The 24280-nt window shown below is 42.0% G+C and carries 20 protein-coding genes and 1 pseudogene; 19 read left to right on the forward strand and 2 right to left on the reverse strand.

Going from position 1 to position 24280, the window contains the following annotated elements; genetic code table 11:
• Positions 1-92: 92 nt before the first annotated feature.
• From EL097_RS04965 to EL097_RS10880, 11 genes and pseudogenes are all read left to right on the forward strand, one after another.
• Entirely contained in the window at positions 93-1007 is a 915-nt protein-coding gene (locus EL097_RS04965; protein WP_003045134.1) for a heme-binding Shp domain-containing protein, read from the forward strand.
• Positions 991-1875: a heme ABC transporter substrate-binding protein IsdE gene (isdE, locus tag EL097_RS04970; RefSeq protein WP_003045133.1), complete on the forward strand. Its 885-nt coding sequence runs from the start codon at positions 991-993 to the stop codon at positions 1873-1875. The genes EL097_RS04965 and isdE overlap by 17 nt, the downstream gene beginning before the upstream one ends.
• A 1-nt stretch (position 1876) precedes the next feature.
• Positions 1877-2899, forward strand: a complete 1023-nt coding sequence (locus tag EL097_RS04975) for a FecCD family ABC transporter permease (RefSeq protein ID WP_129544986.1) — start codon at positions 1877-1879, stop codon at positions 2897-2899.
• On the forward strand, positions 2896-3732 hold the full coding sequence (locus tag EL097_RS04980) for an ABC transporter ATP-binding protein (RefSeq protein ID WP_003045130.1): 837 nt from the start codon (positions 2896-2898) through the stop codon (positions 3730-3732). Before EL097_RS04975 ends, EL097_RS04980 begins: the two co-directional genes overlap by 4 nt.
• Positions 3729-5492 (forward strand): ABC transporter ATP-binding protein/permease, encoded by a 1764-nt coding sequence (locus EL097_RS04985; RefSeq protein ID WP_003045128.1) that lies wholly within the window; start codon positions 3729-3731, stop codon positions 5490-5492. The genes EL097_RS04980 and EL097_RS04985 overlap by 4 nt, the downstream gene beginning before the upstream one ends.
• On the forward strand, positions 5485-7155 hold the full coding sequence (locus EL097_RS04990; protein ID WP_003045127.1) for an amino acid ABC transporter ATP-binding/permease protein: 1671 nt from the start codon (positions 5485-5487) through the stop codon (positions 7153-7155). Before EL097_RS04985 ends, EL097_RS04990 begins: the two co-directional genes overlap by 8 nt.
• Complete coding sequence (locus tag EL097_RS04995; RefSeq protein ID WP_003045124.1) at positions 7152-7745, forward strand: MptD family putative ECF transporter S component; 594 nt, start codon at positions 7152-7154, stop codon at positions 7743-7745. The genes EL097_RS04990 and EL097_RS04995 overlap by 4 nt, the downstream gene beginning before the upstream one ends.
• Positions 7742-8422 (forward strand): energy-coupling factor transporter transmembrane component T, encoded by a 681-nt coding sequence (locus EL097_RS05000; RefSeq protein ID WP_003045122.1) that lies wholly within the window; start codon positions 7742-7744, stop codon positions 8420-8422. The genes EL097_RS04995 and EL097_RS05000 overlap by 4 nt, the downstream gene beginning before the upstream one ends.
• Positions 8419-9813, forward strand: coding sequence for an ATP-binding cassette domain-containing protein (locus EL097_RS05005; RefSeq protein ID WP_003045117.1), 1395 nt, complete (start codon positions 8419-8421; stop codon positions 9811-9813). Before EL097_RS05000 ends, EL097_RS05005 begins: the two co-directional genes overlap by 4 nt.
• A gap of 100 nt (positions 9814-9913) precedes the next feature.
• Positions 9914-11929, forward strand: a complete 2016-nt coding sequence (recG, locus tag EL097_RS05010; protein WP_003045114.1) for an ATP-dependent DNA helicase RecG — start codon at positions 9914-9916, stop codon at positions 11927-11929.
• A gap of 207 nt (positions 11930-12136) precedes the next feature.
• A pseudogene (locus EL097_RS10880) lies at positions 12137-12288 on the forward strand (aldo/keto reductase); the annotation flags it as partial.
• A 162-nt stretch (positions 12289-12450) separates the two neighbouring features.
• Here EL097_RS10880 and EL097_RS05015 read toward each other — a convergent pair.
• Positions 12451-13416, reverse strand: a complete 966-nt coding sequence (locus tag EL097_RS05015) for an asparaginase (RefSeq protein WP_003045108.1) — start codon at positions 13414-13416, stop codon at positions 12451-12453.
• 72 nt (positions 13417-13488) lie between these two features.
• On the opposite strand from EL097_RS05015, the gene EL097_RS05020 reads away from it, so the two are divergent.
• A complete protein-coding gene (locus EL097_RS05020; RefSeq protein WP_003045103.1) occupies positions 13489-14877 on the forward strand; it encodes a Cof-type HAD-IIB family hydrolase in 1389 nt (462 codons plus the stop codon).
• Between the two features lie 334 nt (positions 14878-15211).
• Here EL097_RS05020 and EL097_RS05030 read toward each other — a convergent pair whose 3' ends face one another.
• Positions 15212-15664, reverse strand: a complete 453-nt coding sequence (locus tag EL097_RS05030) for a universal stress protein (protein WP_003045102.1) — start codon at positions 15662-15664, stop codon at positions 15212-15214.
• A 327-nt stretch (positions 15665-15991) separates the two neighbouring features.
• Between EL097_RS05030 and EL097_RS05035 the strand changes: the two genes are divergently transcribed.
• The 7 genes from EL097_RS05035 to ppdK all read left to right on the forward strand — a co-directional run bounded on the left by EL097_RS05035 (position 15992) and on the right by ppdK (position 24084).
• Positions 15992-17206, forward strand: a complete 1215-nt coding sequence (locus EL097_RS05035; protein WP_003045099.1) for a pyridoxal phosphate-dependent aminotransferase — start codon at positions 15992-15994, stop codon at positions 17204-17206.
• A gap of 253 nt (positions 17207-17459) precedes the next feature.
• The gene (gene codY, locus EL097_RS05040) at positions 17460-18242 is read left to right on the forward strand and encodes a GTP-sensing pleiotropic transcriptional regulator CodY (protein ID WP_003045096.1); all 783 of its coding nucleotides are present in this window, start codon (positions 17460-17462) and stop codon (positions 18240-18242) included.
• Between the two features lie 126 nt (positions 18243-18368).
• A complete protein-coding gene (locus EL097_RS05045; RefSeq protein WP_003045093.1) occupies positions 18369-18920 on the forward strand; it encodes a cysteine hydrolase family protein in 552 nt (183 codons plus the stop codon).
• A gap of 275 nt (positions 18921-19195) precedes the next feature.
• On the forward strand, positions 19196-19507 hold the full coding sequence (locus EL097_RS05050; RefSeq protein WP_003045089.1) for a rhodanese-like domain-containing protein: 312 nt from the start codon (positions 19196-19198) through the stop codon (positions 19505-19507).
• 437 nt (positions 19508-19944) lie between these two features.
• Positions 19945-20565, forward strand: coding sequence for a helix-turn-helix transcriptional regulator (locus EL097_RS05055; RefSeq protein ID WP_039994702.1), 621 nt, complete (start codon positions 19945-19947; stop codon positions 20563-20565).
• Between the two features lie 20 nt (positions 20566-20585).
• Positions 20586-21425 carry a pyruvate, water dikinase regulatory protein gene (locus EL097_RS05060; protein WP_003045083.1) on the forward strand — a complete coding sequence of 280 codons (840 nt, stop codon included), beginning with the start codon at positions 20586-20588 and terminating at the stop codon, positions 21423-21425.
• A 13-nt stretch (positions 21426-21438) separates the two neighbouring features.
• Positions 21439-24084, forward strand: a complete 2646-nt coding sequence (ppdK, locus tag EL097_RS05065) for a pyruvate, phosphate dikinase (RefSeq protein ID WP_003045080.1) — start codon at positions 21439-21441, stop codon at positions 24082-24084.
• Positions 24085-24280 lie beyond the last annotated feature (196 nt).

Consider the following 24280-nt stretch of genomic DNA (forward strand, 5'->3'; position numbering starts at 1 on the left):
GCGTTTGATAATCCTATTTGGTTTAGGCAGAATCAGCGTGGGGCAGGGCAAAAGAACTGCTTTGATAATTGTTCTAAGAACAAAGCGAGCTAATGACGAAAAAGACAGAAAAAGAGGAAGATATGACAAAGGCAGCAACAAACCGTATTTTGCAAGGAATAATTGTATTTATGCTAGGCTTGTCTGCAATGACAGGTCCTGTTTATGCGGATAAGGGCCAGCTTTACAGTTGTCTGATTCAGAGAGATTACCGCCATCCTGTGTCTGGAGTGATCGAAGACAGTGGTGGTGAGAATGCCTTTGATATTGGTCAAGGCATGGTGGAGGGCACTGTATATAACAATGGGCTGCTGGAAGCTTCGGAGTCAGGGGAGCTCGTTTTAACCTTTCGCATGAGTTTGGCTGATTTTTCAGGTCATTACCATTTTTGGGTGCAGTCTGGAGGACGGGGTGACTTTCAGGTAGTTGATTACAGGGTAACGCACCAAGGGACAGATTCAAACGGAACAACCAAAGACATTGCCATAACCTTGCCTGATATTAATAGTGTTATTCGAGGAAGCATGTTTGTGGAGCCTATGGGACGAGAAGTGGTCTTTTACCTCTCTCCTGCTGGGCTTGAAGCTGGTTATTCAGGCGATATGGTAGCACAGCTGGTCACCGAAACAGATGAGTATCAAGACAGACAAGATAAGGTGGTTAAGGAAGCCGTTGCACCAAAAGTGGTAGATAAATCCCAATCCCTTGACCAAGAGACTAAGAAGTCACAGGAACAAGTAGTGCCTAAATCAGCAAGTTCCTCAACGTTAACGGCTAAGAAACTTCATCAGAAAAAGTCATCTAAGTTGGGCTTGACTACTTCTTTAGACCAGAAAACAGAAGAAAAGTCCAAGGGTAAGAAGGCCTTACCAGTGATTATTTACTATCTTCCAACTCTTTTCCTAATACTAGGAGGGGCTGCAGCATGGGTTTGGAGAAAGAGAAGAAAAGATGATAAAACAAGTTAAAGGAATTGGTCTGGCCTTAATGACCTTCTTTTTGGTAGCTTGTGTGAATCAGCATCCTAAAACTGCTAAAGAGACTAAAGAGCAGAGAATTGTAGCCACTTCGGTGGCTGTGGTTGATATTTGTAATCGTTTAAATCTTGACCTCGTTGGGGTTTGTGATAGTCAATTATATACCCTACCCAAACGCTATGACGCTGTTAAGCGTGTGGGTTTACCCATGAATCCTGATATGGAATTGGTGGCTTCTTTGAAACCAACTTGGATTTTAAGCCCTAATTCTTTACAGGAAGACTTGGAACCCAAGTATCAAAAATTGGATACTGAGTATGGTTTTTTGAACTTACGAAGTGTTGAGGGGATGTACCAGTCCATTGATGATTTAGGAAACCTTTTCCAACGTCAACAAGAAGCAAAAGAATTGCGCCAGCAATATCAGAATGATTATCATGCTTTCCAAGCGAAACGTAAAGGGAAGAAAAAACCTAAAGTGCTTATCCTTATGGGCTTGCCAGGCAGTTATTTGGTGGCGACTAACCAGTCTTATGTAGGGAATCTTTTGGACTTGGCAGGTGGTGAGAATGTTTATCAGTCAGCTGATAAGGAATTTCTATCAGCTAACCCTGAAGACATGCTGGCTAAGAGGCCCGATTTGATTTTACGGACAGCTCATGCCATTCCAGACAAGGTAAAAGTGATGTTTGACAAAGAATTTACTGAGAATGATATTTGGAAACATTTTACGGCAGTCAAGAAAGGGAAAGTCTATGACTTGGATAATACTCTCTTTGGAATGAGTGCTAAATTTAACTACCCAGAAGCCTTAGACACCTTAGCACAGCTTTTTGACCAGATGGGAGGTCATCAGTAACATGACAGCATCAGATTTACAAAGGGATCAATCTCTACTGGCTAAAAAACGTTTCAGAAGTGGTCTTTATCTGATTCTTTTGATTCTCGCCCTCGTGTTTTTGGCGACTATTGCCTTATCCCTTGGTGGTTTGGCGGTTTCTTACGGAGCGATTGTCAAGGGATTGTTTGTGGCTTATGACCCCCAAGTGGCCTTGATTTATGACTTACGCTTTCCAAGAATTGTCATTGCTTTATTGGCAGGAGCAGGGATAGCTGTTTCGGGAGTTCTTTTTCAAGCGGTTTTGAAAAATCCCATTTCGGATCCTGCTATTATCGGTATTTCCAGTGGAGCGAGTTTTATGGTTTTAGTCTCTAGTTTACTTTTACCGCAATTGCTTCTTTATGGGTCAATCGTATCTTTTTTAGGAGGCGGGGTGTCTTTCCTGCTGATTTATGGTCTAGCGTGGAAAAAGAGGCTTCATCCTATTCGGATTATGCTAACAGGGATTGCCATTAATGCTTTATTTATGGGGTTGTCAACTGCTTTAACCAGTTTTTCTGCCTCAGCTAGTCCTGTGGTCAATGCTCTTTTAGCAGGTCATATTAGTCAGAAAACATGGTCTGATGTAGGGGGATTGCTCCCTTGTACATTCATTGGCTTGTTGCTAGCTCTGCTATTGTCAAAAACCTGTGACCTTCTTCTCTTAGATGACCGGGTGATTCGTAATCTAGGAATTGATGCTACGGTGTTACGGTTGGGAATTTCCTTGGTTGCTGTTTTACTGGCTTCGGTAGCCACTTCGGTCGTTGGAGTGGTTTCTTTCCTAGGCTTGATTGTCCCTCATATTAGCCGCTTGCTGGTTGGAAGTAAGCACCAAATCTTAATTCCTTTTTCAGCTTTGCTTGGAGCCTTTGTCTTTTTGCTAGCCGATACCTTAGGAAGAAGTCTTGCTTACCCATTGGAAATTAGCCCTGCGATTATAATGAGTATTGTAGGCGGGCCTTACTTTATCTACCTGTTAAGGAGGTCTGATATTATATGAGCAAGAACAGCAGTCATATTAAGGTGCAAAACCTTTCCTTTGCTTATGGGGAAAATCTTGTTTTAGATAACCTGACCTTTAGCATTCCAAAGGGGAAAATTACCACTATTATGGGGGCAAATGGCAGTGGCAAGTCGACCTTATTACAATTATTAACCAAAAATCTTCCATTAAAACAAGGGCAGGTTTGGCTTGAGCAGGAAGAATTAGCAACTATTTCTCTTAAGGCTTTTGCGAAAAAAGTGGCAGTGGTACACCAATACCATCAAGTGGCCGAAGGTTTGTTAGTGGGTGAATTGGTAGCCATGGCTAGGCTTGCCCGTCGTTCTTTTTTTAGAACGACTACCAAAGAAGATGAAGAACGTCTTGCTTGGGCCTTAGAGGTAACGGCTTTGAGTGATTATGTTTATCGTGACATCCAACACCTTTCTGGTGGTGAGCAGCAGAGGGTTTGGATTGCCATGGCTCTTGCTCAGGAAACAGATATTATTTTTTTAGATGAACCAACGACTTATTTGGATATTAGGTACCAGCTTGACATTCTCAAGCTGATTGCTAAAATCAACCAAGAACTAGGGCTAACAATTGTTTTAGTATTACATGATATCAATCAGGCCTTGTCTCTTTCAGACCATCTTATTGGACTGAAAGATGGGCGGCTTTATGCCCAAGGTCAGCCAAGAGAACTCCTTGATCAACAATTTATCGGAGATGTCTTTGGTGTTGAATTGCCCTTTGTTGAGAAAAATGGTCAACAGTTTGTCCTCACCTCATTGGTCAACAAAACCAATGATACTAGAAGTCAAAGGAGAGATAGGAACAAGAACAGATGACGGCAACAGGAGATACAATATCAAGGAAAAAAAGAAAAAAGCTGCTAAAGCGATTACGAGAGCGCATTGCACCGAAAAACTATTTGCTTTATATGTCAGCCTTTTTATCTTGGTTACAATTTTTGATGAGGATTATCAGTTTTTACCTCATCGCTAAAACCTTTGCGGCCTTTGTCTCAGGACAAGTCGTTGTTCTAGGGCATTTGGTAGGCTTACTCTTGCTTTTAAATGTGGTAGGCTTTGCCCTTGCTATGTTAGGCAAGCAATTGCAAGGGATTGCTTCACAATTTGCTAGAGACTCACTCAAAGAATCTTTCTTTGAGGCTTTTGTTGCCTTGGATGGGCAATTTGATCTTAATTCCAGCAATGCTGATATTTTGACGCTGGCTTCGCAAGGGATTGACAGTTTGGACACCTATTATGCCTATTATTTGTCCTTATCTATGCGAACCAAATGGAATTGTACAACGGTTATGCTCTTGGTTTTTTTAAGTTATCCCTTGGCAGGTTTAGTCTTTTTATTAGCTCTGCCTCTTATTCCTATTTCTATTATGGCTATGCAAAAGCGGTCTAAGCAAATCATGAATCATTATTGGTCTTCTTATATGGATGTTGGCAATTTATTTATGGATGATCTTAAAGGCCTTAATACCCTGTATTCTTATCAAGCAGCAGAACGTTACGAGCAACAATTTGCTGGTAAGGCAGAGCAGTTTCGCAAGGCTACCATGTCCTTGCTCGGCTTTCAACTACAAGCAGTTGGTTATATGGATGCAGTCATGTATCTAGGAATTGGTTTGTCAGGATTTTTAGCTGTTCAAGCTTTGGCAACAGGCCAGTTATCGTTCTTTAGTTTCCTCTTCTTTCTCTTGATTGCCACAGAATTTTTTGCCCCTATTCGTGAGCAGGGCTATGGCATGCACTTGGTTATGATGAATACCAAAATGGCTGACCGTATCTTTACTTTCTTGGATAGTGTTCCAGCAAGAAAAGATGACAAGAGTAAACTAGCAACTAGCTTTAGCCGGGTTGACATTCAACATCTGACCTTGGCTTATGGGGAAAAAACAGTGCTTAATGGGATTACGATGACCCTGACTAAGGGGCAACTAACAGCTATTGCGGGAGTGTCAGGACAGGGGAAGACAAGTCTAGCTCAACTGCTCTTGAAACGTCAGCAAGCAACGAGTGGTCATATTCTCTTTGATGATTTAGACAGCGAAAGTTTATCGCAAGAAAGCATCAATCAGCAGGTTCTTTATGTATCGGACCAATCTACCTTGTTGAACCGTAGCATTTACGATAATTTAAGGCTGGCAGCAGATCTCTCTAAAAAAGAAGTCTTGGATTGGATTGATCAGCATGGGTTATTGAGTTTCATTAATTGGCTGCCAGATGGGATTGATACGCTGGTTGGAGAAAACGGCAATCTCTTGTCACCTGGCCAAAGGCAACAGGTCATTTGTGCCAGAGCTTTCTTAAGTCAACGCTCCCTCTATATTTTTGATGAAGCCACTTCGAGTTTAGATGCTGAAAATGAGAGCATCATCTATGATTTGATGAGCCAGTTAGCTAAGACAGCTATGGTCGTTGTCATTACTCACAAGATGTCTCGCCTGAAAAGGGCTGATCAGATTCTCTTTTTAAGTCCAGGCCAAGCTGCTTGCTTAGGTAGGCCTCAAGACCTTTACCGAAACCAAGCATCTTATCGTCAACTGGTTGACACTCAGGCAAGACTGGAGGCAAGTATTTATGGCTAAATCTAACACATCTACCTTAACCCTCATTGGACGTTTATTAACTTTGATGAAGGCATTGCTTCCTTGGATTGCCTTAGCAGTGACCTTTGCTGTTATGGGCTTCCTCATCACGGTAAGCATTCCAACTAGTCTAGCTTATTTGGGGCTATTGGCTCTTAAGCAAGATGCTATTTCAATAACTGATTTATATCTGTTGCTTGCTTTGGCCTTTCTACGAGGACTTGTTCGTTATGGGGAACACTATTTTGGTCATTTTGTTGCCTTTCACAGTTTAGCTGCTTTTAGAAATATGATCTTTAAGAAATTAAGAGCTCTTTCACCAGCTCGTCTCGACCAACAAGACAGTGGCCACTTGCTAAAAATGATTGGGGAGGATATTGAAGCGCTAGAAGTCTTCTTTGCCCACACCATTGCGCCTATTTGCACAGCCATTTTATCAGCGGGATTGATGTTTGGCTTTTTTTGGCAGAGCAGCTGGAAACTAGCCTTTTTGGCCTTACTAACCTATGCCTGCTTAGCCATTCTTATTCCTATTTACTTTGCTAATATTTTGCAATTATTACTGAAAAACCAAAATGAGGGACGCAAGGCTTACCTGTCATATTTCTTAGAGAGCTTACGATCAGTCAAGGATTTATTGCAATTTCAGATTTTGGAAGAACAATTTGACCACTTAAGTCAAAAAAGCAAGCAGGTCAATGCCCTTGATCGAAAAGTGGCACAGGCACAATTTTTACAAATGGCTTTGACCTTTTTCTGGCTTGGTTTAACCATCTTAGCCTTTGCTTATATTGTTTTTGATAGCATTCGGCAAGGCAGTTTATCCTTTGACAAGGGACTCCTTGCTTTTGTGGCTTTTACGGCTTCGTTTGCTCCTTTTTTAGAATTAGGTCGTCTGCCCTTAGGATTTAAACGTGCTATGAATGCCGCTAGAAATATGTTTAGTCTTTTAGATAAGACAGTTGTGGCAGATAAAGGAACAGAGCAGTTAGAAGACTTGACAGATATTGTGATTAAGGATCTTAGCTTTGCCTACCCTGACCGTCGAGAACTGGTTTTCAATCATTTATCGGTGGCATTCCAAAAGCAAGGCATCATTGGTATCCAAGGGGAATCAGGCTCTGGGAAGTCAACCTTGGTGAAATTAATCATGAAATGGTATAATTGGAAGGCTGGGGACATCTTCTTGAATGATGTGGATAGTCAGTTGCTTAGTGCAGCCAACTTACAGTCTAATATTGCCTATGTGCCACAAACAGCGCAGCTTTTCCAACAAACTATCCGTGAAAATCTGACCTTTGGCCGTCAGGATATTTCAGATGAGTCCATTTGGAATTTGGCTGAGGCTTGTGATATGAAAGAACGCTTGTTGGCTTGTGAACAAGGTTTGGATACAGTTATTAAGAGCCCAGCTGATTTTTCAGCGGGTGAGGGGCAACGTTTAGAGCTGATGCGGGCACTGCTGAAAAATGCCAGTTGTTATATTTTTGACGAACCAACATCCAATCTAGATTCCCTTAACGAAGCGATACTCATTGATTTAATAAAAACACATTGTCAAGGGCTGGTCTTTTTAATTTCGCACAGGCCATCAACTTTAGCTTGTGCTGACCAATTATTTTACGTCAGAAATGGTTCTCTAAAAGAGGTAAAGGAAATATGAAACAGTTACGAATTAAAGATATTATGACAACAGGCGCCTTTGCTGCCCTCTATTTTATTTGTGTCGGTATGGGCACTTTGATTGGCATCTTTTTTGATCATTCGGGAAATATGTTATATGCGCCAGCTTTTGCTGCCTTATTAGGGGGAACGGTTTATTTTCTTCTGATTGCTAAACTGCAAAAATTTGGACCAGTAACCTTGTTAGGCTTGATTATGGGAGGTTTCTTTTTTCTCAGTGGCCATTTTTTTGCGGCTATGTTTCCAAGTATTGTTTTTGGCTTCCTAGCAGATGTCATTGCTTCTCTAGGTAAATACAAGTCACGAGTTTTCAACAACTTGTCTTATCTGGTGTTTGCCTTTGTCAACAGTGGTCCAATTCTGTTGATGTGGTTGTTGAAAGATGCTTATGTGGAAAGCTTGTTGGCGCGTGGTAAGGACATGGCCTATGTCAACCGTGTCATGTATGACTTTAGTCTGAGTCATGTGACGTGGTTTGTTGGGACAGTTCTTGTAGGAGCCTTATTGGGGTCAGCTTTTGCCCATTACTTGCTAAGAAAACATTTTGCCAAATCGGGATTGTTATCATGAGGCTTGATGTTCGCACCAAACTACTCTTGTTGGTACTTGCCAACGCCTGCTTCTTTTTCCGTATTGATGGTTGGCTAGAAATGCTGGTAGTCGCTGGTTTACTAATGCTTTTATATGCCTTGGGCAAAAAAGGTTTGACCTTTAAGCTGGCTCTGATTTACTTGTGGCTTGTTGGTTTGTCTTTTGTTCCCTTAGCGGTGCTGCCGACCTATTTTTACCGCTTGCTGACCTTTGTACCTGTTGCAGGGAAATTGATTTACCCTTCCTTGCTGGCGGCTTTGATTGCTATTAAAACCACCACCATTTACGAATTGGTTCATGGTTTACGCAAATGGCATGTTCCAGAAGTTTGGTTATTGACCTTTGCAGTCATGTTTCGTTTTTTGCCAACCATTAAGCAAGAAAGTCGGGTGATTCACCGCTCCTTAAAAATTAGAGGCATTTTCTTGGACAAGTGGTCTATATTAATCAAACCCAAACACTATCTGGAATATTTATTGGTGCCCTTGCTTTTCTCTTTGATACGGAGTAGTCAAGATTTAACCATTGCTAGTTTAACCAAAGGGTTGGCCGTCCAAAGAGGCACCAGCGAATGTTTTGGATCACACCTAACTTGGAAAGATTGGGGGGTACAACTGTGGATTCTCATCATCATCACCATCATGGTGCTTCAGTGATTTCAGCCAAGGACCTATGCTTTACTTATCAGCAGAGTCAAAAAGCAGCCTGCCAAGTGGCTGATTGTCAGGTTAGAGCAGGGCAACTAATTGTCCTTTGTGGCCAGTCAGGTTCTGGGAAATCGACGTTTTTGAAACTACTCAATGGCCTGATTCCCGATTATTACGCCGGAGAATTGCAGGGCAGTTTAAAAGTTGCTGATTGTCAAGCAGGCAGAGACAGTGTTGAAAGTTTCTCTAGGTCTGTGGCCTCCGTTTTTCAAAACCCAGCCAGCCAGTTTTTCTATCGCGAAGTCCAACACGAATTGGTTTTCCCCTGTGAAAACCAAGGACTTGCTTCTGAGCTGATTATGGAACGTCTCAACGGCTTGGCGCAGGATTTTGACTTTCAAGACTTGCTTGGTAGAGACATGTTTCATCTATCTGGAGGGCAAAAGCAAAGGGTTGCTATTGCCACGGCAATCATGCAAGGGACGGATATTATGGTTTTTGATGAGCCAACAGCTAACCTAGATCAGGCAGGAATAGAGGTAGTCAAAACCTACCTGTGTCAGCTAAAAGCGGCAGGAAAGACTATTATTGTGGCAGAACATCGCCTACATTACTTGACCGATTTGGCTGATGCGTTTTTCTATTTCCAACAAGGCTACTTGTCTCAAGTGATGACTGCTGAGACCTTACTAGCTTTGCCAGACCAAGATCGTCAAGATATGGGCTTGCGCCGCTTGGACCTATCTGATTTAATTCCTACTCTAACAAAAAAAAGCAGCAGTCAGCATTATAGTGATAAGGATGACCTTTGTATTTACAATTTGACTGTCCGAGCTGGCTCCAAAATCCTTAGACGAATTGACCAGCTTAGTTTTGCTGCAGGAAAGGTATCCGGAATCACAGGGCCAAATGGTTTGGGGAAATCCCAACTAGTGGCTTATCTGTCAGGTATCTTGGAAGATAAGCAAGCTACGATTCGTTTTCAGGGGCAGACCTTATCTGCTAAGGAGCGCCTGGCAAAGACGAGTCTTGTCTTGCAAGATGTCGGGCTTCAGTTATTTTCGGAATCGGTTTTGGAAGAAGTCAATTTAGGACATGAGCAACACCCAGAGACAGCAGTGGTGCTAGAACGTTTAGCCTTGACAGACCTTTTGGAGCGGCATCCTGCCAGCTTATCAGGAGGTGAACAACAAAGAGTCATGATTGCAGCCAGTCTGTTATCTGGAAAAGAGATTTTGATTTTTGATGAGCCAAGCAGCGGGCTTGATTTACGACAAATGCAGGCCTTGTCTAGTCTTCTTAAAGATGTAAAATCCCAAGATAAGGTGGTTATCCTGATTTCACATGATGAGGAACTCTTAACTGATGTCTGCGACAGCATTTACCACATGAGCCCGTAAAGAATTAACATGACTTTTTAGCTTGCTCACAAGCTTTTATCTGAAAATAACTTAAAACTCTTGTATAATAGATGCAAGAGTTTTTGTGAAGGGAAGAAAGATGTTATTAACAGCCCCCATTGCTAGCTTAAAAGGCTTAGGCCCTAAGTCAGCAGAAAAATTTCAAAAATTAGCTATTTATCAAGTGAAAGACCTCTTGCTCTATTACCCGTTTCGTTACGAGGATTTTAAGAGCAAGTCTATTGTTGAGCTTTTAGATGGTGAAAAGGCTGTGCTCACAGGTACCATTGTGACGCCACCCAGTGTGCAATATTATGGCTTTAAGCGGAATCGGTTGACTTTTAAATTGAAACAAGGCGAAGTGGTCATAGGGGTTAGTTTTTTTAACCAGCCTTATTTACAGGACAAATTGATTTTAGGTAATGAGGTCGCTATTTTTGGAAAATGGGATCAGAAAAAAACGGCCTTGACAGGGATGAAATTACTCATGACCTTGGAAGATGATTTGCAGCCAGTTTATCATGTGGCTCAGGGCATTAGTCAAACGGCCCTGATAAAAGCTATCAAAGCAGCTTTTGATAGCGGAGCTTTAGCAAGTCTAAAGGAAAATCTGCCTGATCACCTCCTTGCTAAATACCGATTAATGCCAAGGCAAGAAGCGGTTTATGCCATGCATTTTCCCAAAACCTTGAGTGAGTACAAGCAGGCCTTGAGACGCATTAAATTTGAGGAACTCTTTTATTTTCAAATGCAGTTGCAGGTATTGAAGCGAGCAAACAAATCAGAGAGTAATGGACTGGCTATTGCCTTTGATCAAGAAAAGCTTGATCACAAAATTGCTGCTCTGCCATTCCCCTTGACCCAAGCTCAGGAACAAAGTCTAAAGGAAATTTTAAAGGATATGCGTTCAGGTGCCCACATGAATCGGCTCTTGCAAGGAGATGTTGGATCTGGGAAAACAGTTATTGCTAGCCTTGCCATGTATGCTGCCTATACTGCTGGCCTCCAATCAGCCCTGATGGTGCCCACAGAAATTCTTGCCGAGCAACATTATGATAGTCTGAGCCAGCTCTTTCCTGACCTTTCTATTGCTATTCTGACCTCAGGCATGAAGGTTCCTGAAAAACGCACAGCTTTAGCGACTATTGCAGATGGATCGGTGGATATGATTGTGGGGACTCACGCGCTGATTCAGGATGCGGTTCAATACCACAAGTTAGGTCTTGTCATTACAGATGAACAGCACCGATTTGGGGTTAAACAGCGCCGTATTTTCCGTGAAAAAGGCGATAATCCAGATGTCCTTATGATGACAGCAACTCCTATTCCAAGAACCTTAGCTATTACAGCCTATGGGGAAATGGATGTGTCCATTATTGACGAATTACCAGCTGGTCGAAAACCCATTGTCACGCGCTGGGTCAAGCATCAACAATTGAACACCGTTTTAGCTTGGATGAAAACTGAACTGGAACAAGGAGCACAAGCCTATGTGATTTCTCCTTTGATTGAGGAATCTGAAGCCTTGGACCTTAAAAATGCTGTTGCCTTGGAAGCTGAATTAAAGGCCTATTTTAAGAAATCCGCCCGCATTGCTCTGATGCATGGTAAGATGAAGACCGACGAAAAAGAAGCCATCATGCAAGCTTTCAAAGCACAGGAAATTGATCTCTTGGTCTCAACAACAGTTATTGAAGTCGGTGTCAATGTGCCTAACGCTAGTATCATGCTGATTATGGATGCCGACCGTTTTGGCCTTAGTCAACTGCATCAGCTACGTGGGCGCGTAGGCCGTGGACACAAACAGTCTTATGCGGTGCTGGTGGCCAATCCTAAGACGGAATCGGGTAAGGAACGCATGACCATTATGACAAAAACTAATGATGGCTTTGTTCTGGCTGAAGCAGACCTCAAAATGAGAGGGGCTGGGGAAATTTTTGGAACCCGTCAGTCTGGTATTCCAGAATTTAAGACTGCAGATATTGTCGAAGATTATGCCATTTTAGAAGAGGCTCGCAAGGTAGCAGTAGCCATTGTTTCTGAGCCTAATTGGCAGCAGCAAGCAAAATGGCAGAGCATTGTTAGTCATCTTGAAATCAAAGGGGACTTTGATTAGCACTTATGGAAAATCACTTGTCTGCCAACCCGCTTAACCTCTTTAGTAATAGTGATAAGGGGGAGATAAAACTTTTTGTTTGACCTTTTCGTTAGTTTCCATGTGAGATTATTTAGTAGTATTCAAAGATCAGCTTGTCTGGTTATGATTTTTGAGTTTATCGCCCTAGAACAAAGCCCTTCTAAAAAGTTTTGAAAGGATTGCCTCCAAATTGATTTGGGCAAGGGCCTATTTATAGGGCACCCTAATTACCAAGAGTTAACTAAAATCTTGACTGATTTGGCTGATGCTTACCAACTTCTGTGGAAGCGATTGTAATGGCATGGATTCTGCGGCACCCAGCAAAAATGCAGGCACTGTGTTGCTTTAACCAATTAAAAACTCCTACAATCATTAGAGCCGCACCCCAAAAAGTTAGACAAAAAATGATATGTACCCAGAATCCTAGGTACATATCAAAAACTTTAACTTTTGGGGGCAGTATCACAGCTAGTGGGAGTTTTTTGATAAGGTGGCTATTTTTATCCCTCAATGTAATCTTTTAAAGCTTTGCCGCTAAGGCCAGCATTGAGAGCAATTAACAATTTTAGTCGAGCCTTGGGAGCATTTAATTCTTTAACGAACATGACCCCTGCTTCTTGCAGCATGGCTCCACCTCCTTGATAGGCATAGACTGGTTCAGCCATGCCATTGAAGCATCGCGAAACAAGAACCACTGGGATACCTAGGGCAATCAGGCGTTCAATTTCAGTTACTGCTAGAGGAGACACATTACCAGCTCCAAGAGCTTCGATGACCAGCCCTTGAATGCTATCAGGCGTTAGAAGGCTTAAAATACTCCCATCCCCCATTCCAGCATAGGCTTTAATAATAGGAACTGTTCCAGAAATACTGCGAAGGTCAAAACGCACACGAGGCTCAGCAGTTTTGAAAAAGAGCAGGTCATTTTTCATGACGATACCCAATGGCCCATGAGTTGGTGTTTGGAAGGTGGAAATATTCGTTGTATGGGTCTTTGTGACGTATTTGGCAGCATGGATTTCATCGTTCATAACCACCAAAACACCTTTGTCTTTAGCTTTGTCACTGCTTGCTACTCTAAGGGCAGTAAGGTAATTGTAAACACCATCGCTTCCAATTTCATTAGAAGACCTCATAGCTCCTGTGATAACGATTGGAAAATTCGCAGGCAGAGCCATGGTATCCAAAAAATAAGCAGTTTCTTCCAGAGTATCGGTACCATGGGTAATGACTACGGCATCAACCTCAGCTGCCTTCTCTTGGATATAATGATAAATACTCAGCATGTGGTAAGGGGTAATGTGAGGGCTTGGAAGGTTTAAAAAATCCACCACAGTAAGGTGAATGTCTTGGGGCGTCAAGCCAATTTGGGTCATCGGATTGTTTTGATTTGGGGTAACTTTACCAGAATCATCCGCCTGCATAGAGATGGTTCCACCAGTGTGTAAGACAAGGATTTCTTTCATTTAATTGGCATACTTCCTTTAATTTTGTGATATAATCTATTCTATCATAAACAGAAGAGAGAACAGAAGGTTTTGACAATAAAAGCAGTCTTTTTCGACATTGATGGAACCCTCCTCAACGATCGTAAAAATGTCCAAAAAACGACACAAAAAGCCATTCAACAGTTAAAAAAACAAGGGATTATGGTTGGTTTAGCGACTGGTCGTGGGCCTGGTTTTGTGCAGCCTTTTTTAGAAAATTTTGGACTTGATTTTGCAGTTACCTATAACGGGCAATACATTTTAACGCGTGATAAGGTTCTTTACCAAAATCAATTACCCAAATCCATGATTTACAAGATTATTCGGTATGCTAGTGATAAAAAACGAGAGGTTTCCTTGGGAACGGCCTCTGGTCTGGCGGGTTCGCGGATTATTGACATGGGAACTAGCCAGTTTGGTCAGATGGTTAGTAGTATTGTGCCCAAAAGCTGGGTTAAGACGGTTGAGGGAAGTTTTAAGCACCTGATTCGTCGCGTCAAGCCTCAAAGTTTTAGCAATTTGGTAACCATTATGCGTGAACCTATTTATCAAATTGTTTTGGTGGCCTCGGCGGATGAAACCAGTAAGATTCAAGAAAAATTCCCGCATATCAAAATCACACGAAGTAGCCCTTACTCTTTGGACCTGATTTCTGTAGATCAGTCTAAAATCAAGGGGATTGAGCGCTTAGGTCAGATGTTTGGTTTTGAATTATCAGAGGTCATGGCTTTTGGGGACTCCGATAATGACTTGGAAATGTTATCAGGTGTTGGTGTCGGTGTTGCCATGGGCAATGCGGAAGCTGTGGTCAAAAATGGGGCTCATTTTACAACGGCTTCTAATAACAATGATGGGATTTCGAAAGCTTTGTCTCACTATGGGCTTATTCATTTTGATGTGGAAAAAAGCTTCAAGAGTCGTGATGAAAACTTCAATAAGGTTAAGGATTTCCATCGTCTGATGGACGGAGATACAATTGAGACTCCAAGAAGTTATGTGCTTGCAGAAGCGGGTCACCGTGCTGATTTTAAAGTGGAAGAAATTGTAGAATTCCTTTATGCAGCCAGCAAGGGAGACAAGCAGCAGTTCACACAATCCGTCCTTAATTTACATGCAGCCATTGATAAGGCAGCTAGCAAGGTACAAGCTAAAGAACATACTGAGTCACCTCTGGTTGGGCAAGTGGATGCCTTGGCAGATTTGTTATACTTTACTTACGGTTCTTTTGTGCTAATGGGAGTGGACCCACAGCCTATTTTTGAGACGGTGCATGAAGCTAATATGGGTAAGATTTTTCCTGATGGTAAGGCTCATTTTGATCCAGTGACCCATAAGATTCAAAAACCTGCTGATTGGGAAGAACGCTATGCACCTGAGTCAGCTATTAAAAAGGAATTAGACAAACAGTTACAAAAATCCCTGCAACGACTTGAGAAATAAAATGAAACGAACAACTTGCTTACCCAAAACGACGGAAGAAAAGGGTAACTATTTGGGAGGTCATGGATATGACTGAAATCAAAAGAGAGTGGGACAAAAATCGGTATTGTGTAGCAATCGATTTTGTAGTCCCACCCCCGCACAGTTGATTAGGAGGGTCGTTGTCACTTGCGCGGCAAGGAATGAGATCCTCTAATCAACCATTGCGTCAAAGTGCTAAGTATTTAAAAAGGAAAGAGGCAAGGACTTTTATCCCAGCCTCTTTTTCCCATTATTAAGGTCATGTTATTTTGACAGTTAAGGAGTTAATACTGCCCATTATTATCCTCAATTGTTAAAAGGTTTTAGTGCTATCACGAACCACGAGCAAGTCTACTTTGGCATTACGCATAATATATTCAGAAGATGAGCCAATAAGGAGACGTTCAAAGGTATTAAGACCAGTTGCTCCAACCATGATTAAATCCACCTTTTCACGGTCTGGAATATCATGAGCTAGTAAAGTTTTTGGATTGCCAAATTCAATAATTTGTTTCACCGTTTCAATGCCAGCCGCCCGTGCTTGTTTTTCAAAATCATCTAACACATGTTTGGCTTCTTGTTCCAGCTTTTCATAGATATAGGTATCAAATGTGGCAACGCTTTGCAAGGCGCGTGTATCAATAACATGGGCTAAAAATAGGGAAGCTCCATTACGTAAAGCAACATTGACCCCTTTATTAAATGCTAGTTCGGACTCGTAAGAACCATCGATGGCGACGAGGATACGTTCGTATTTTTGTGACATAAGAGTGCCCTCCTTTAACAGTTTGTCAACCAATAGCTTTTGTTGTTACTTTTATTATACTCCTTTTCTTGTGTTTATGAAAGCGTTTCATTATATTTACTGAAATAAAAGCTGATATGATGACTAGCTATCCTAACTAGGACAGCACAAGGGAAGTCATCGGACAACGGTTCTTAGATAAGCTAAAGAAGAGTTCACTCACCTAAGGCATAAAGTGAGGGGAAATTGACTTGCTAGTAGTAGCTAAGTGGGCTATGCCTTGCTGGATAAATTCTTTCTATTTTACTGGTTTTGGTTTATAATATGGGATACGAGGTATATGAGACTATGAAAATTATTGAAAAATCATCAAAATTAGAAGATGTTGCCTATGATATTCGAGGGCCTGTTTTGGACGAGGCTAACCGTATGATTGCGAATGGTGAAAAAATTCTGCGCTTGAATACTGGCAACCCAGCTGCCTTTGGATTTGAAGCACCCGATGAAGTGATTCGCGATTTAATTGTGAACGCTAGGTTAAGTGAGGGCTATTCTGATAGTAAAGGGATTTTTTCAGCTCGTAAGGCTATCATGCAGTACTGCCAGCTCAAGGATTTTCCAGAGGTTGATATTGAGGATATTTATTTAGGAAATGGTGTGTCAGAACTGATTTCCATGTCTCTTCAAGCCTTGCTTGATAATGGTGATGAGGTTTTGGTTCCCATGCCAGATTACCCTCTTTGGACGGCTTGTGTCAGTCTGGGCGGTGGAAAGGCTGTGCATTATCTTTGTGATGAAGAAGCTGACTGGTACCCAGATATTGCCGACATAAAATCAAAGATTACTGATCGTACCAAAGCCATTGTGGTCATCAATCCTAATAACCCAACAGGAGCCCTTTATCCCAAGGAGATTTTAGAAGACATCGTTGCTCTGGCTAGAGAGTACCAGCTGATTATTTTTGCAGATGAAATTTATGACCGCTTGGTAATGGATGGCAAGGAGCATGTCGCTATTGCTAGCTTGGCACCAGATGTTTTTTGTGTATCCATGAATGGTTTGTCAAAATCCCACCGAATTGCTGGTTTTCGAGTGGGTTGGATGGTGCTATCGGGTCCTAAAGACCATGTTAAAGGTTATATCGAAGGCTTAAACATGTTAGCCAATATGCGCCTTTGTTCAAACGTTTTAGCCCAACAAGTGGTGCAAACTTCTTTAGGAGGACGTCAGTCTGTTGATGACCTCTTACTGCCGGGGGGGCGCATTTTTGAACAGCGCAACTTTATTCATAGGGCTATCAACGATATTCCTGGTTTATCAGCGGTCAAGCCTAAGGCAGGGCTCTATCTTTTTCCTAAAATTGACCGTCAGATGTATCGTATTGATGATGATGAAGAGTTTGTCTTGCAATTATTAAAACAAGAAAAAGTGATGCTGGTGCATGGCCGTGGCTTTAACTGGAAAGATCCAGATCATTTCCGTATTGTTTATTTGCCAACGGTAGAAGAACTTGAAGATGTACAAGAAAAAATCACGCGCGTTTTACAACAGTATAAGCGTTAATATTTTTCTCATATCAGATTAATCAAAAAGCAAGGGAGATAGCAAGGCATGTGGTCTCTCTTTTTGATGTGGCTGTCTAGCTATCTAGATTGCTTAGTCCTAACTACTTGAAATGATGTGGTCACTTTTGGTAGGTAAGGACTTTATTGGTTGGAATTGTCAAAACAATAAACAATTTTCTGATAATTCCTTGCAAAAGCAAGCAGGCTTTGTTATAATTGAAACGCAAATCATTCAAAGGAAAAGGAAGAAAATGCCTAACTTATTAGAAAAAACTCGTCAAATTACGTCTATTCTGCAGCGTTCCGTAGATAGCTTGGAGACAGAACTCCCATACAATGCCATGGCATCTCGCTTAGCAGATATTATTGACTGTAATGCTTGTATTATTAACGGTGGCGGAACCCTACTTGGTTATGCCATGAAATATAGAACCAACACTGACCGTGTGGAAGAATTTTTTGAAGCAAAACAATTTCCAGATACTTATGTAAAGGCGGCTAGTCGAGTTTACGACACGGAAGCCAATCTTTCAGTTGAAAATGAATTAACCATTTTCCCAGTAGAATCTAAGGACATTTACCCTGATGGCTTGACCACCATTGCTCCAATTTACGGTGGTGGGATGCGTCTTGGTTCTCTGATTATCTGGCGAAATGACAATGAGTTTAGCGATGATGATTTGATTTTGGTGGAAATTTCAAGCACTGTTGTAGGGATTCAATTATTGAACCTTCAAACAGAAAACTTGGAAGAGACCATCCGTAAACAAACGGCTATCAATATGGCTATTAATACCTTATCTTATTCCGAAATGAAAGCTGTCGCAGCTATTCTGGGAGAATTAGATGGTAACGAAGGTCGCTTAACCGCTTCTGTTATTGCTGACCGTATTGGCATTACCCGTTCTGTTATCGTCAATGCCCTTCGTAAATTAGAAAGTGCTGGGATTATTGAGAGCCGTTCGCTTGGAATGAAGGGAACCTATCTCAAAGTTATCAACGAAGGTATTTTTGATAAATTAAAAGAATTTTAAGCTGGAAGCACCTCCTTGTTGAGAGGTGTTTTTTGATGGAGTTGTTGGTTCACTTGTCTTGACACCTGTAAATATAGTTGTTACAATGGGAAAAATAATGAGGAACAACCTGTTTAGGAGACACAGATGAGAGCATTGATTTCTATTGATTATACCTATGATTTCATAGCAGATGATGGCAAACTGAGTGCAGGGAAACCAGCTCAGGCGATTGCTGATAAGATGGCGGAGGTTACTCAAAAAGCCTTTGATCAAGGGGATTATATTTTCTTTGCCATTGATTGCCACGATCAAGATGATCCTTGGCATCCTGAAAGTAAGTTGTTTCCAGCTCATAATATAAAAGGGACAAAAGGTCGTGACCTTTACGGTCCCTTGGCTCAGGTTTATGATAACATCAAGCAAGACCCTAAGGTTTTTTGGATAGATAAACGCTATTATTCTGCCTTTTCAGGGACTGATCTGGATATTCGACTAAGGGAGCGTGGGGTTAACAGGCTAGTCTTGATAGGTGTGTTGACCGATATTTGTGTCTTACATACTGCCATTGACGCCTACAATCTGGGTTACCAACTGGAGGTTGTTCGTTCAGCAGTTGCTAGTGTATCGATTGCGTCACATGAGTGGGCCTTAAGCCATTTTGAACAGGTACTTGGTGCCAAGATAATTGCTGATTAGGTAACTGAGAGCTTAGCTACGGCAGACGATATTGAGAGGTAATTTTAATTGAGTTAATGCTAGTGTTTTTGCTGCTGAGGCCAGAGGTAACAGAGTTTTGCAACCTCTAAAGGTAAGAGGTTCCGCCACTCTTTTTTCATCATGCAGTCTTGAGGGAGATTTAAATTGCATTTGGTCAAATCTTGTGCTATTTTTGAAATAGCTTGGAAAGGATGTAAGGGGAAGGTCATTTCCTTGAAAGGTTAGTTTTTACATCATAGAAGGGAGCATTTGAGATGCAAACTGAATCGCCAGAGACCTTAAGAGTCGCCATTGACCAAGGGCATGTCTTGGTAGTAGATGTCCGTGAGCCAGAGGAATATCAGAAAGGGCATATCCCGGCGGCCATTAATATGCCATTATCAACCTTTTCTGACCACTACCAAGAACTTGAATTTGAGCAAGAAATTCATGTCATTTGCCAGACTGGTGTACGTTCGGCGCAGGCTGTAGCTTTTTTAGAAGAAAAGGGCTTTCCAGCTATTACAGTTGAAGGGGGCATGAAAGCATGGAAAGGCAACCTAAACGTGGAACCTTCTAAGTCATAGATTGCCTTGGTCAAAAGAAGTTGCAATGAGTACAGTAAAAAAGAGCCGAGATGCATGCTTTTTAGGAGGTTAAAAAGTCTGTCAATTTTGTTTTTTGTTAGCTCATTAGAGCCGTCCAGTGGTATTAACAATCGAAAAAGAGAAGCACTAGGTGCTTTAGTCGAAAGGTAGTTTTTTACAGGTTTTTGATGGGGAATTAGACGATTGGTCTGATTCTTTTTTGTTTTCTTTTATTGCTTAATTATGGTAAGTGATTTTTGCCTTATATAGGGAGAAAATTTGGAAGAAAAAGTGATGGAATTAGAATAATATCAAGACCTATGTGAGTATTTTTTAGCAGTAAAGGCTAACTTTTTAATTGAAATCGCTTTTATTATGTTATATAATATAGCATATATTGTAAATGGTATAACACAATTAAGAGAGGGTGTGATCGTATTCAATTAACGCAGAGGCAGGAAGCTATTGTTGCCATTGTTAAAAAAGAGGAACCTATTACAGGAGAGCATATTGCAGATTTGCTCAAAGTTACGCGGGCAGCTTTGAGAGCTGATTTGGTTGTTCTGACCATGTTGGGGATTTTAGATGCTAAGCCTAAAGTGGGCTATTTTTATCAAGGAGAGGGCATTTTGATGGCTGCCCATTCTTCTATCAGAGAAACCAAGGTGTCAGACGTCATGGGTATCCCGCTAACAGCTCATCAGGACGATTCAGTTTATGATGTGATTGTTAGTATTTTTATGGAAGATAGTGGAGGGGTATTTATTTTGGATAAGAACAATTACCTTTGTGGCTTGGTGTCACGAAAGGATTTGCTCAAGGCTGCGATAGGCGGTGGGGATTTAACAAAAATACCGATTGGTGTGGTCATGACTCGGGTTCCTAATGTAACCACTGTTTTAGAAGATACTTCAGTGAGTCAGGCGGCGGATTTACTGGTCAAACGAGAGGTGGATAGCCTACCGGTGGTTCGGTTAGATCCTGATTTTCCTGATAAAATGACTGTGGTTGGAAAATTATCTAAAACAATCATCAGCCGTCTTTTTCTCGAGTTATAGCTTCACTGGAGGAAGTGTTTATGGAAGACCAACTATCAATTTTCATTATCTCTGATTCTCTAGGAGAGACAGCAAGGGCTCTAGCTAAGGCCTGTATTTACCAGTTTCCTAATCATGACCATTGGGAATTTCGCCGTTTTTCCTATATCAATAGGACTGATTTGCTTGACAAGGTGTTTGAGGAGGCTAGCCAAACAACAGCCTTTTTGATGTTTAGTCTGGTTGACGAGAAGCTGGCTAGCTATGCTGAAAAACGTTGTCAGGAAGAAGGGTTTGTCTATGTTGATTTGCTGACTAATGTCATTAAGGCTATGGCTAGCATTTCAGGGGCTAAGCCTTTGGGGCAGCCAGGTATGTTACGGCGTTTGGACAATCATTATTTCAAACGGGTGGATGCCATTGAATTTGCAGTTAAATATGATGATGGCAAGGATCCTAGGGGAATTCTGAAAGCTGACGTGATTTTGCTGGGAGTATCAAGAACCTCTAAAACGCCTCTTAGCATGTACCTTGCCGACAAGCAATTAAAGGTAGTCAATATCCCCTTGGTACCTGAAATTCCAATTCCCAAGGAATTGAGTCAGGTGTCTCCTAAGCGAATTATCGGATTGACTAACTCGCCGGAAAAACTCAATCATATTCGAAGCGAACGCCTGAAGACGCTGGGTGTCTCGGGCGCAGCTAATTATGCTAAAATGGACCGCATTTTGGAAGAACTGGACTATGCTGATAAGCTGATGAAAACTCTCAAGTGTCCAGTCATCAATGTGGCTCATAAGGCGATTGAGGAAACAGCAAGTATTATTTTAGAGTTGTTGACGTCAAATGGTGTAGCTGTCGTTAAAGATTACGACAGGTAATAGGAGGCTTATCATGGGAAAGACATTTGTTTATCGGTTTGATCAAGGTCACAAAGACATGTGCGATTTATTAGGAGGCAAGGGAGCAAATTTGGCTGAAATGACAGCTATTGGCCTGCCTGTGCCGCAAGGGTTTACCATTACGACAGAAGCCTGTAATGATTATTATGAAAAAAACGGTCAGATCAGTTCGCTGGTGTTAGAACAAATTGATCAGGCTTTGCTGGAATTGGAGCAGGTTCAGGGGAAGGTATTAGGCAGTGACGACAGCCCGTTATTGGTTTCAGTCCGTTCAGGTGCTGTTTTTTCCATGCCTGGCATGATGGATACCATTTTAAATCTCGGATTAAATGATAAGAGTGTGCTTGGCCTTGCCGCAAGCACACAAAATGAACGTTTTGCTTATGATAGCTACCGCCGTTTCATTCAAATGTTTTCGGACGTGGCTATGGAGATTCCCAAGTACAAATTTGAAGCTGTCCTTGACCGTATCAAAGAAGTCAAGGGGTATCAAAATGATACGGAATTAACAACAGACGATTTACTGGCTATCGTGACTGAATACAAGGCTATTTATCAAAGTGAGATTGGCAAGGCTTTTCCCCAAAATCCCAAAGAGCAATTATTGCTTGCGATTAAGGCTGTTTTTCGGTCTTGGAATAATCCAAGGGCTCGTGTTTACCGTCAACTCAATGATATTTCGGACCAATTGGGAACAGCGGTGACTATCCAGTCCATGGTTTTTGGGAATATGGGAGCAGATAGTGGTACGGGAGTTGCCTTTACCCGCAATCCCGCCACAGGAGAGGCTGTTATTTTTGGAGAATATTTGATCAATGCCCAGGGAGAAGATGTGGTGGCAGGCATTCGGACGCCACAAAGTATAGCCACTCTAGAAAAAGAAATGCCAGCTATTTATGCCCAATTTGTTGCTATCACCAAGCTTCTGGAAAAACACTACCGTGACATGCAAGATGTGGAATTCACCATAGAAAAAGGCAAGCTTTATATGCTGCAGACCCGTAATGGGAAACGCACTGCCAAGGCCGCTATCAAGATTGCCGTTGATTTGGTGACAGAAGGTTTGATTAGCAAAGAAGAAGCTATTTTACGCATTGACCCTAGTCAGCTGGATCAGTTGCTTCACCCAACCTTTGACCCCAAAGCCCGTCAAGAGGCCTTGTGTCTGACTAAGGGATTACCAGCCTCACCAGGAGCTGCTTCGGGTCGTGTTTATTTCCAAGCAGAGGATGTGGTGGCTCATGCCAAACAAGGTGAACCATGTCTTTTAGTTCGTCAAGAGACGTCACCAGAAGATATTGAAGGGATGGTGAGTTCAGTTGGTATTTTAACGGCTCGCGGGGGCATGACTTCTCACGCAGCAGTGGTTGCAAGAGGTATGGGGAAAACCTGTGTGGCTGGTTGTAGTCAATTACGGGTTAATGAAGTAGCAAAAAGCATTGAAGTAGACGGTAGACAGATTCATGAGGGAGACTATCTTTCTATTGATGGCAGCACAGGTGCTGTTTATCTGGGAGAACTCGCCATGACCTCCGTAACAGTTGACGACACTTATACAACCTTTATGAGCTGGGTCGATGAGGCGCGTGATATGTTGGTCAGAACCAATGCTGACAATCCTCGTGACGCCCAAAAAGGGATTGACTTTGGCGCAGAAGGTATAGGCTTGTGTCGGACAGAACACATGTTCTTTGAGGAAGACAGGATTCCAGCTGTTCGTGAAATGATTTTAGCGGACGGCTTAGATGATCGTCTCAAGGCCTTGGACAAGCTCCTGCCTTTCCAACGTCAGGATTTTTATGAGATTTTTAAAGTATTGAATGGCAGAGCCTGCACCATTCGTCTCTTAGACCCACCATTACATGAATTTCTGCCGCATGAGGAAAAAGCGATTAAGGATTTGGCAGAGCAGCTGGGTTATCCCCTAGATTACCTTCACAAACGCATTGCTGACTTGGAAGAATTTAACCCTATGTTGGGACACCGTGGTTGTCGTTTAGCCATTACTTACCCAGAAATTTATCAAATGCAGGTCAAAGCCATTGCTCAAGGTGCTATCAAGGCCTTGCAAGAAGGGTATGAAGTGAGACCCGAAATTATGGTTCCTCTGATTAGTAGTGCCAAGGAACTGGCTATGTTACGTCCCCTCATTGAGCAAACCATGCAAGAAGAATTGACAGCCCTAGATCAAGAGTTGGCTTACACCATTGGGACGATGATTGAAATTCCAAGAGCCTGTGTGACAGCTGATGACATCGCTCAGTATGCTGATTTCTTTAGTTTTGGCACAAATGACCTAACACAAATGGGCTTTGGTTTTTCCCGAGACGATGCTGGAAAATTCTTGGGGGAATACGTTGACAGGGGAATTTTTGATAAGGATCCATTCCAGACCTTTGATCAGAAAGGAATTGGTCGTCTCTTTAGCACCGCAGTTGCATTAGGTCGTTCGGCTAAGCCTGAGTTGAAACTTGGTATTTGTGGGGAACATGGTGGCGACCCAGCTGCCATTGCCTTTTGCCACAGTCAAGGTCTAACCTACGTTTCTTGTTCGCCATTTAGAGTGCCGCTTGCTCGCTTAGCGGCTGCTCAGGCGGCTATCAAAGCTTCAAGCTACAGTTTTACCCAAGACAAATAGAACTGAGTCTATCAAACTTCTTGACTAAGGTTTTCTGACCTTAGTCAGGGAGTTTTTTTGCTGTATAGCTTTCTAGAATTGCATCGGTCATCTATGGTAAATGGGAGCAATTGTGATATAATAATTGAGACTATGTAAAAATGATGTGAGAAGTTTTTCCGGACCTTTGGAGAATGGCAGAGCTGTTCTTTGGCAT

Source organism: Streptococcus canis (genome assembly GCF_900636575.1).
In the GTDB taxonomy this organism is placed as follows: domain Bacteria; phylum Bacillota; class Bacilli; order Lactobacillales; family Streptococcaceae; genus Streptococcus; species Streptococcus canis.

Bases quoted from the DNA above. Each gene is read 5' to 3' on its own strand.
- codY (WP_003045096.1), top strand. From the start codon at position 17,460: ATGCCTAACTTATTAGAAAAAACTCGTCAAATTACGTCTATTCTGCAG.
- EL097_RS04975 (WP_129544986.1), top strand. From the start codon at position 1,877: ATGACAGCATCAGATTTACAAAGGGATCAATCTCTACTGGCTAAAAAA.
- EL097_RS04990 (WP_003045127.1), top strand. From the start codon at position 5,485: ATGGCTAAATCTAACACATCTACCTTAACCCTCATTGGACGTTTATTA.
- recG (WP_003045114.1), top strand. From the start codon at position 9,914: ATGTTATTAACAGCCCCCATTGCTAGCTTAAAAGGCTTAGGCCCTAAG.
- EL097_RS04995 (WP_003045124.1), top strand. From the start codon at position 7,152: ATGAAACAGTTACGAATTAAAGATATTATGACAACAGGCGCCTTTGCT.
- EL097_RS04985 (WP_003045128.1), top strand. From the start codon at position 3,729: ATGACGGCAACAGGAGATACAATATCAAGGAAAAAAAGAAAAAAGCTG.
- EL097_RS05045 (WP_003045093.1), top strand. From the start codon at position 18,369: ATGAGAGCATTGATTTCTATTGATTATACCTATGATTTCATAGCAGAT.
- EL097_RS05000 (WP_003045122.1), top strand. From the start codon at position 7,742: ATGAGGCTTGATGTTCGCACCAAACTACTCTTGTTGGTACTTGCCAAC.
- EL097_RS05015 (WP_003045108.1), bottom strand. From the start codon at position 13,416: ATGAAAGAAATCCTTGTCTTACACACTGGTGGAACCATCTCTATGCAG.
- EL097_RS04965 (WP_003045134.1), top strand. From the start codon at position 93: ATGACGAAAAAGACAGAAAAAGAGGAAGATATGACAAAGGCAGCAACA.
- isdE (WP_003045133.1), top strand. From the start codon at position 991: ATGATAAAACAAGTTAAAGGAATTGGTCTGGCCTTAATGACCTTCTTT.
- EL097_RS04980 (WP_003045130.1), top strand. From the start codon at position 2,896: ATGAGCAAGAACAGCAGTCATATTAAGGTGCAAAACCTTTCCTTTGCT.
- EL097_RS05050 (WP_003045089.1), top strand. From the start codon at position 19,196: ATGCAAACTGAATCGCCAGAGACCTTAAGAGTCGCCATTGACCAAGGG.
- EL097_RS05030 (WP_003045102.1), bottom strand. From the start codon at position 15,664: ATGTCACAAAAATACGAACGTATCCTCGTCGCCATCGATGGTTCTTAC.
- EL097_RS05060 (WP_003045083.1), top strand. From the start codon at position 20,586: ATGGAAGACCAACTATCAATTTTCATTATCTCTGATTCTCTAGGAGAG.
- EL097_RS05035 (WP_003045099.1), top strand. From the start codon at position 15,992: ATGAAAATTATTGAAAAATCATCAAAATTAGAAGATGTTGCCTATGAT.
- ppdK (WP_003045080.1), top strand. From the start codon at position 21,439: ATGGGAAAGACATTTGTTTATCGGTTTGATCAAGGTCACAAAGACATG.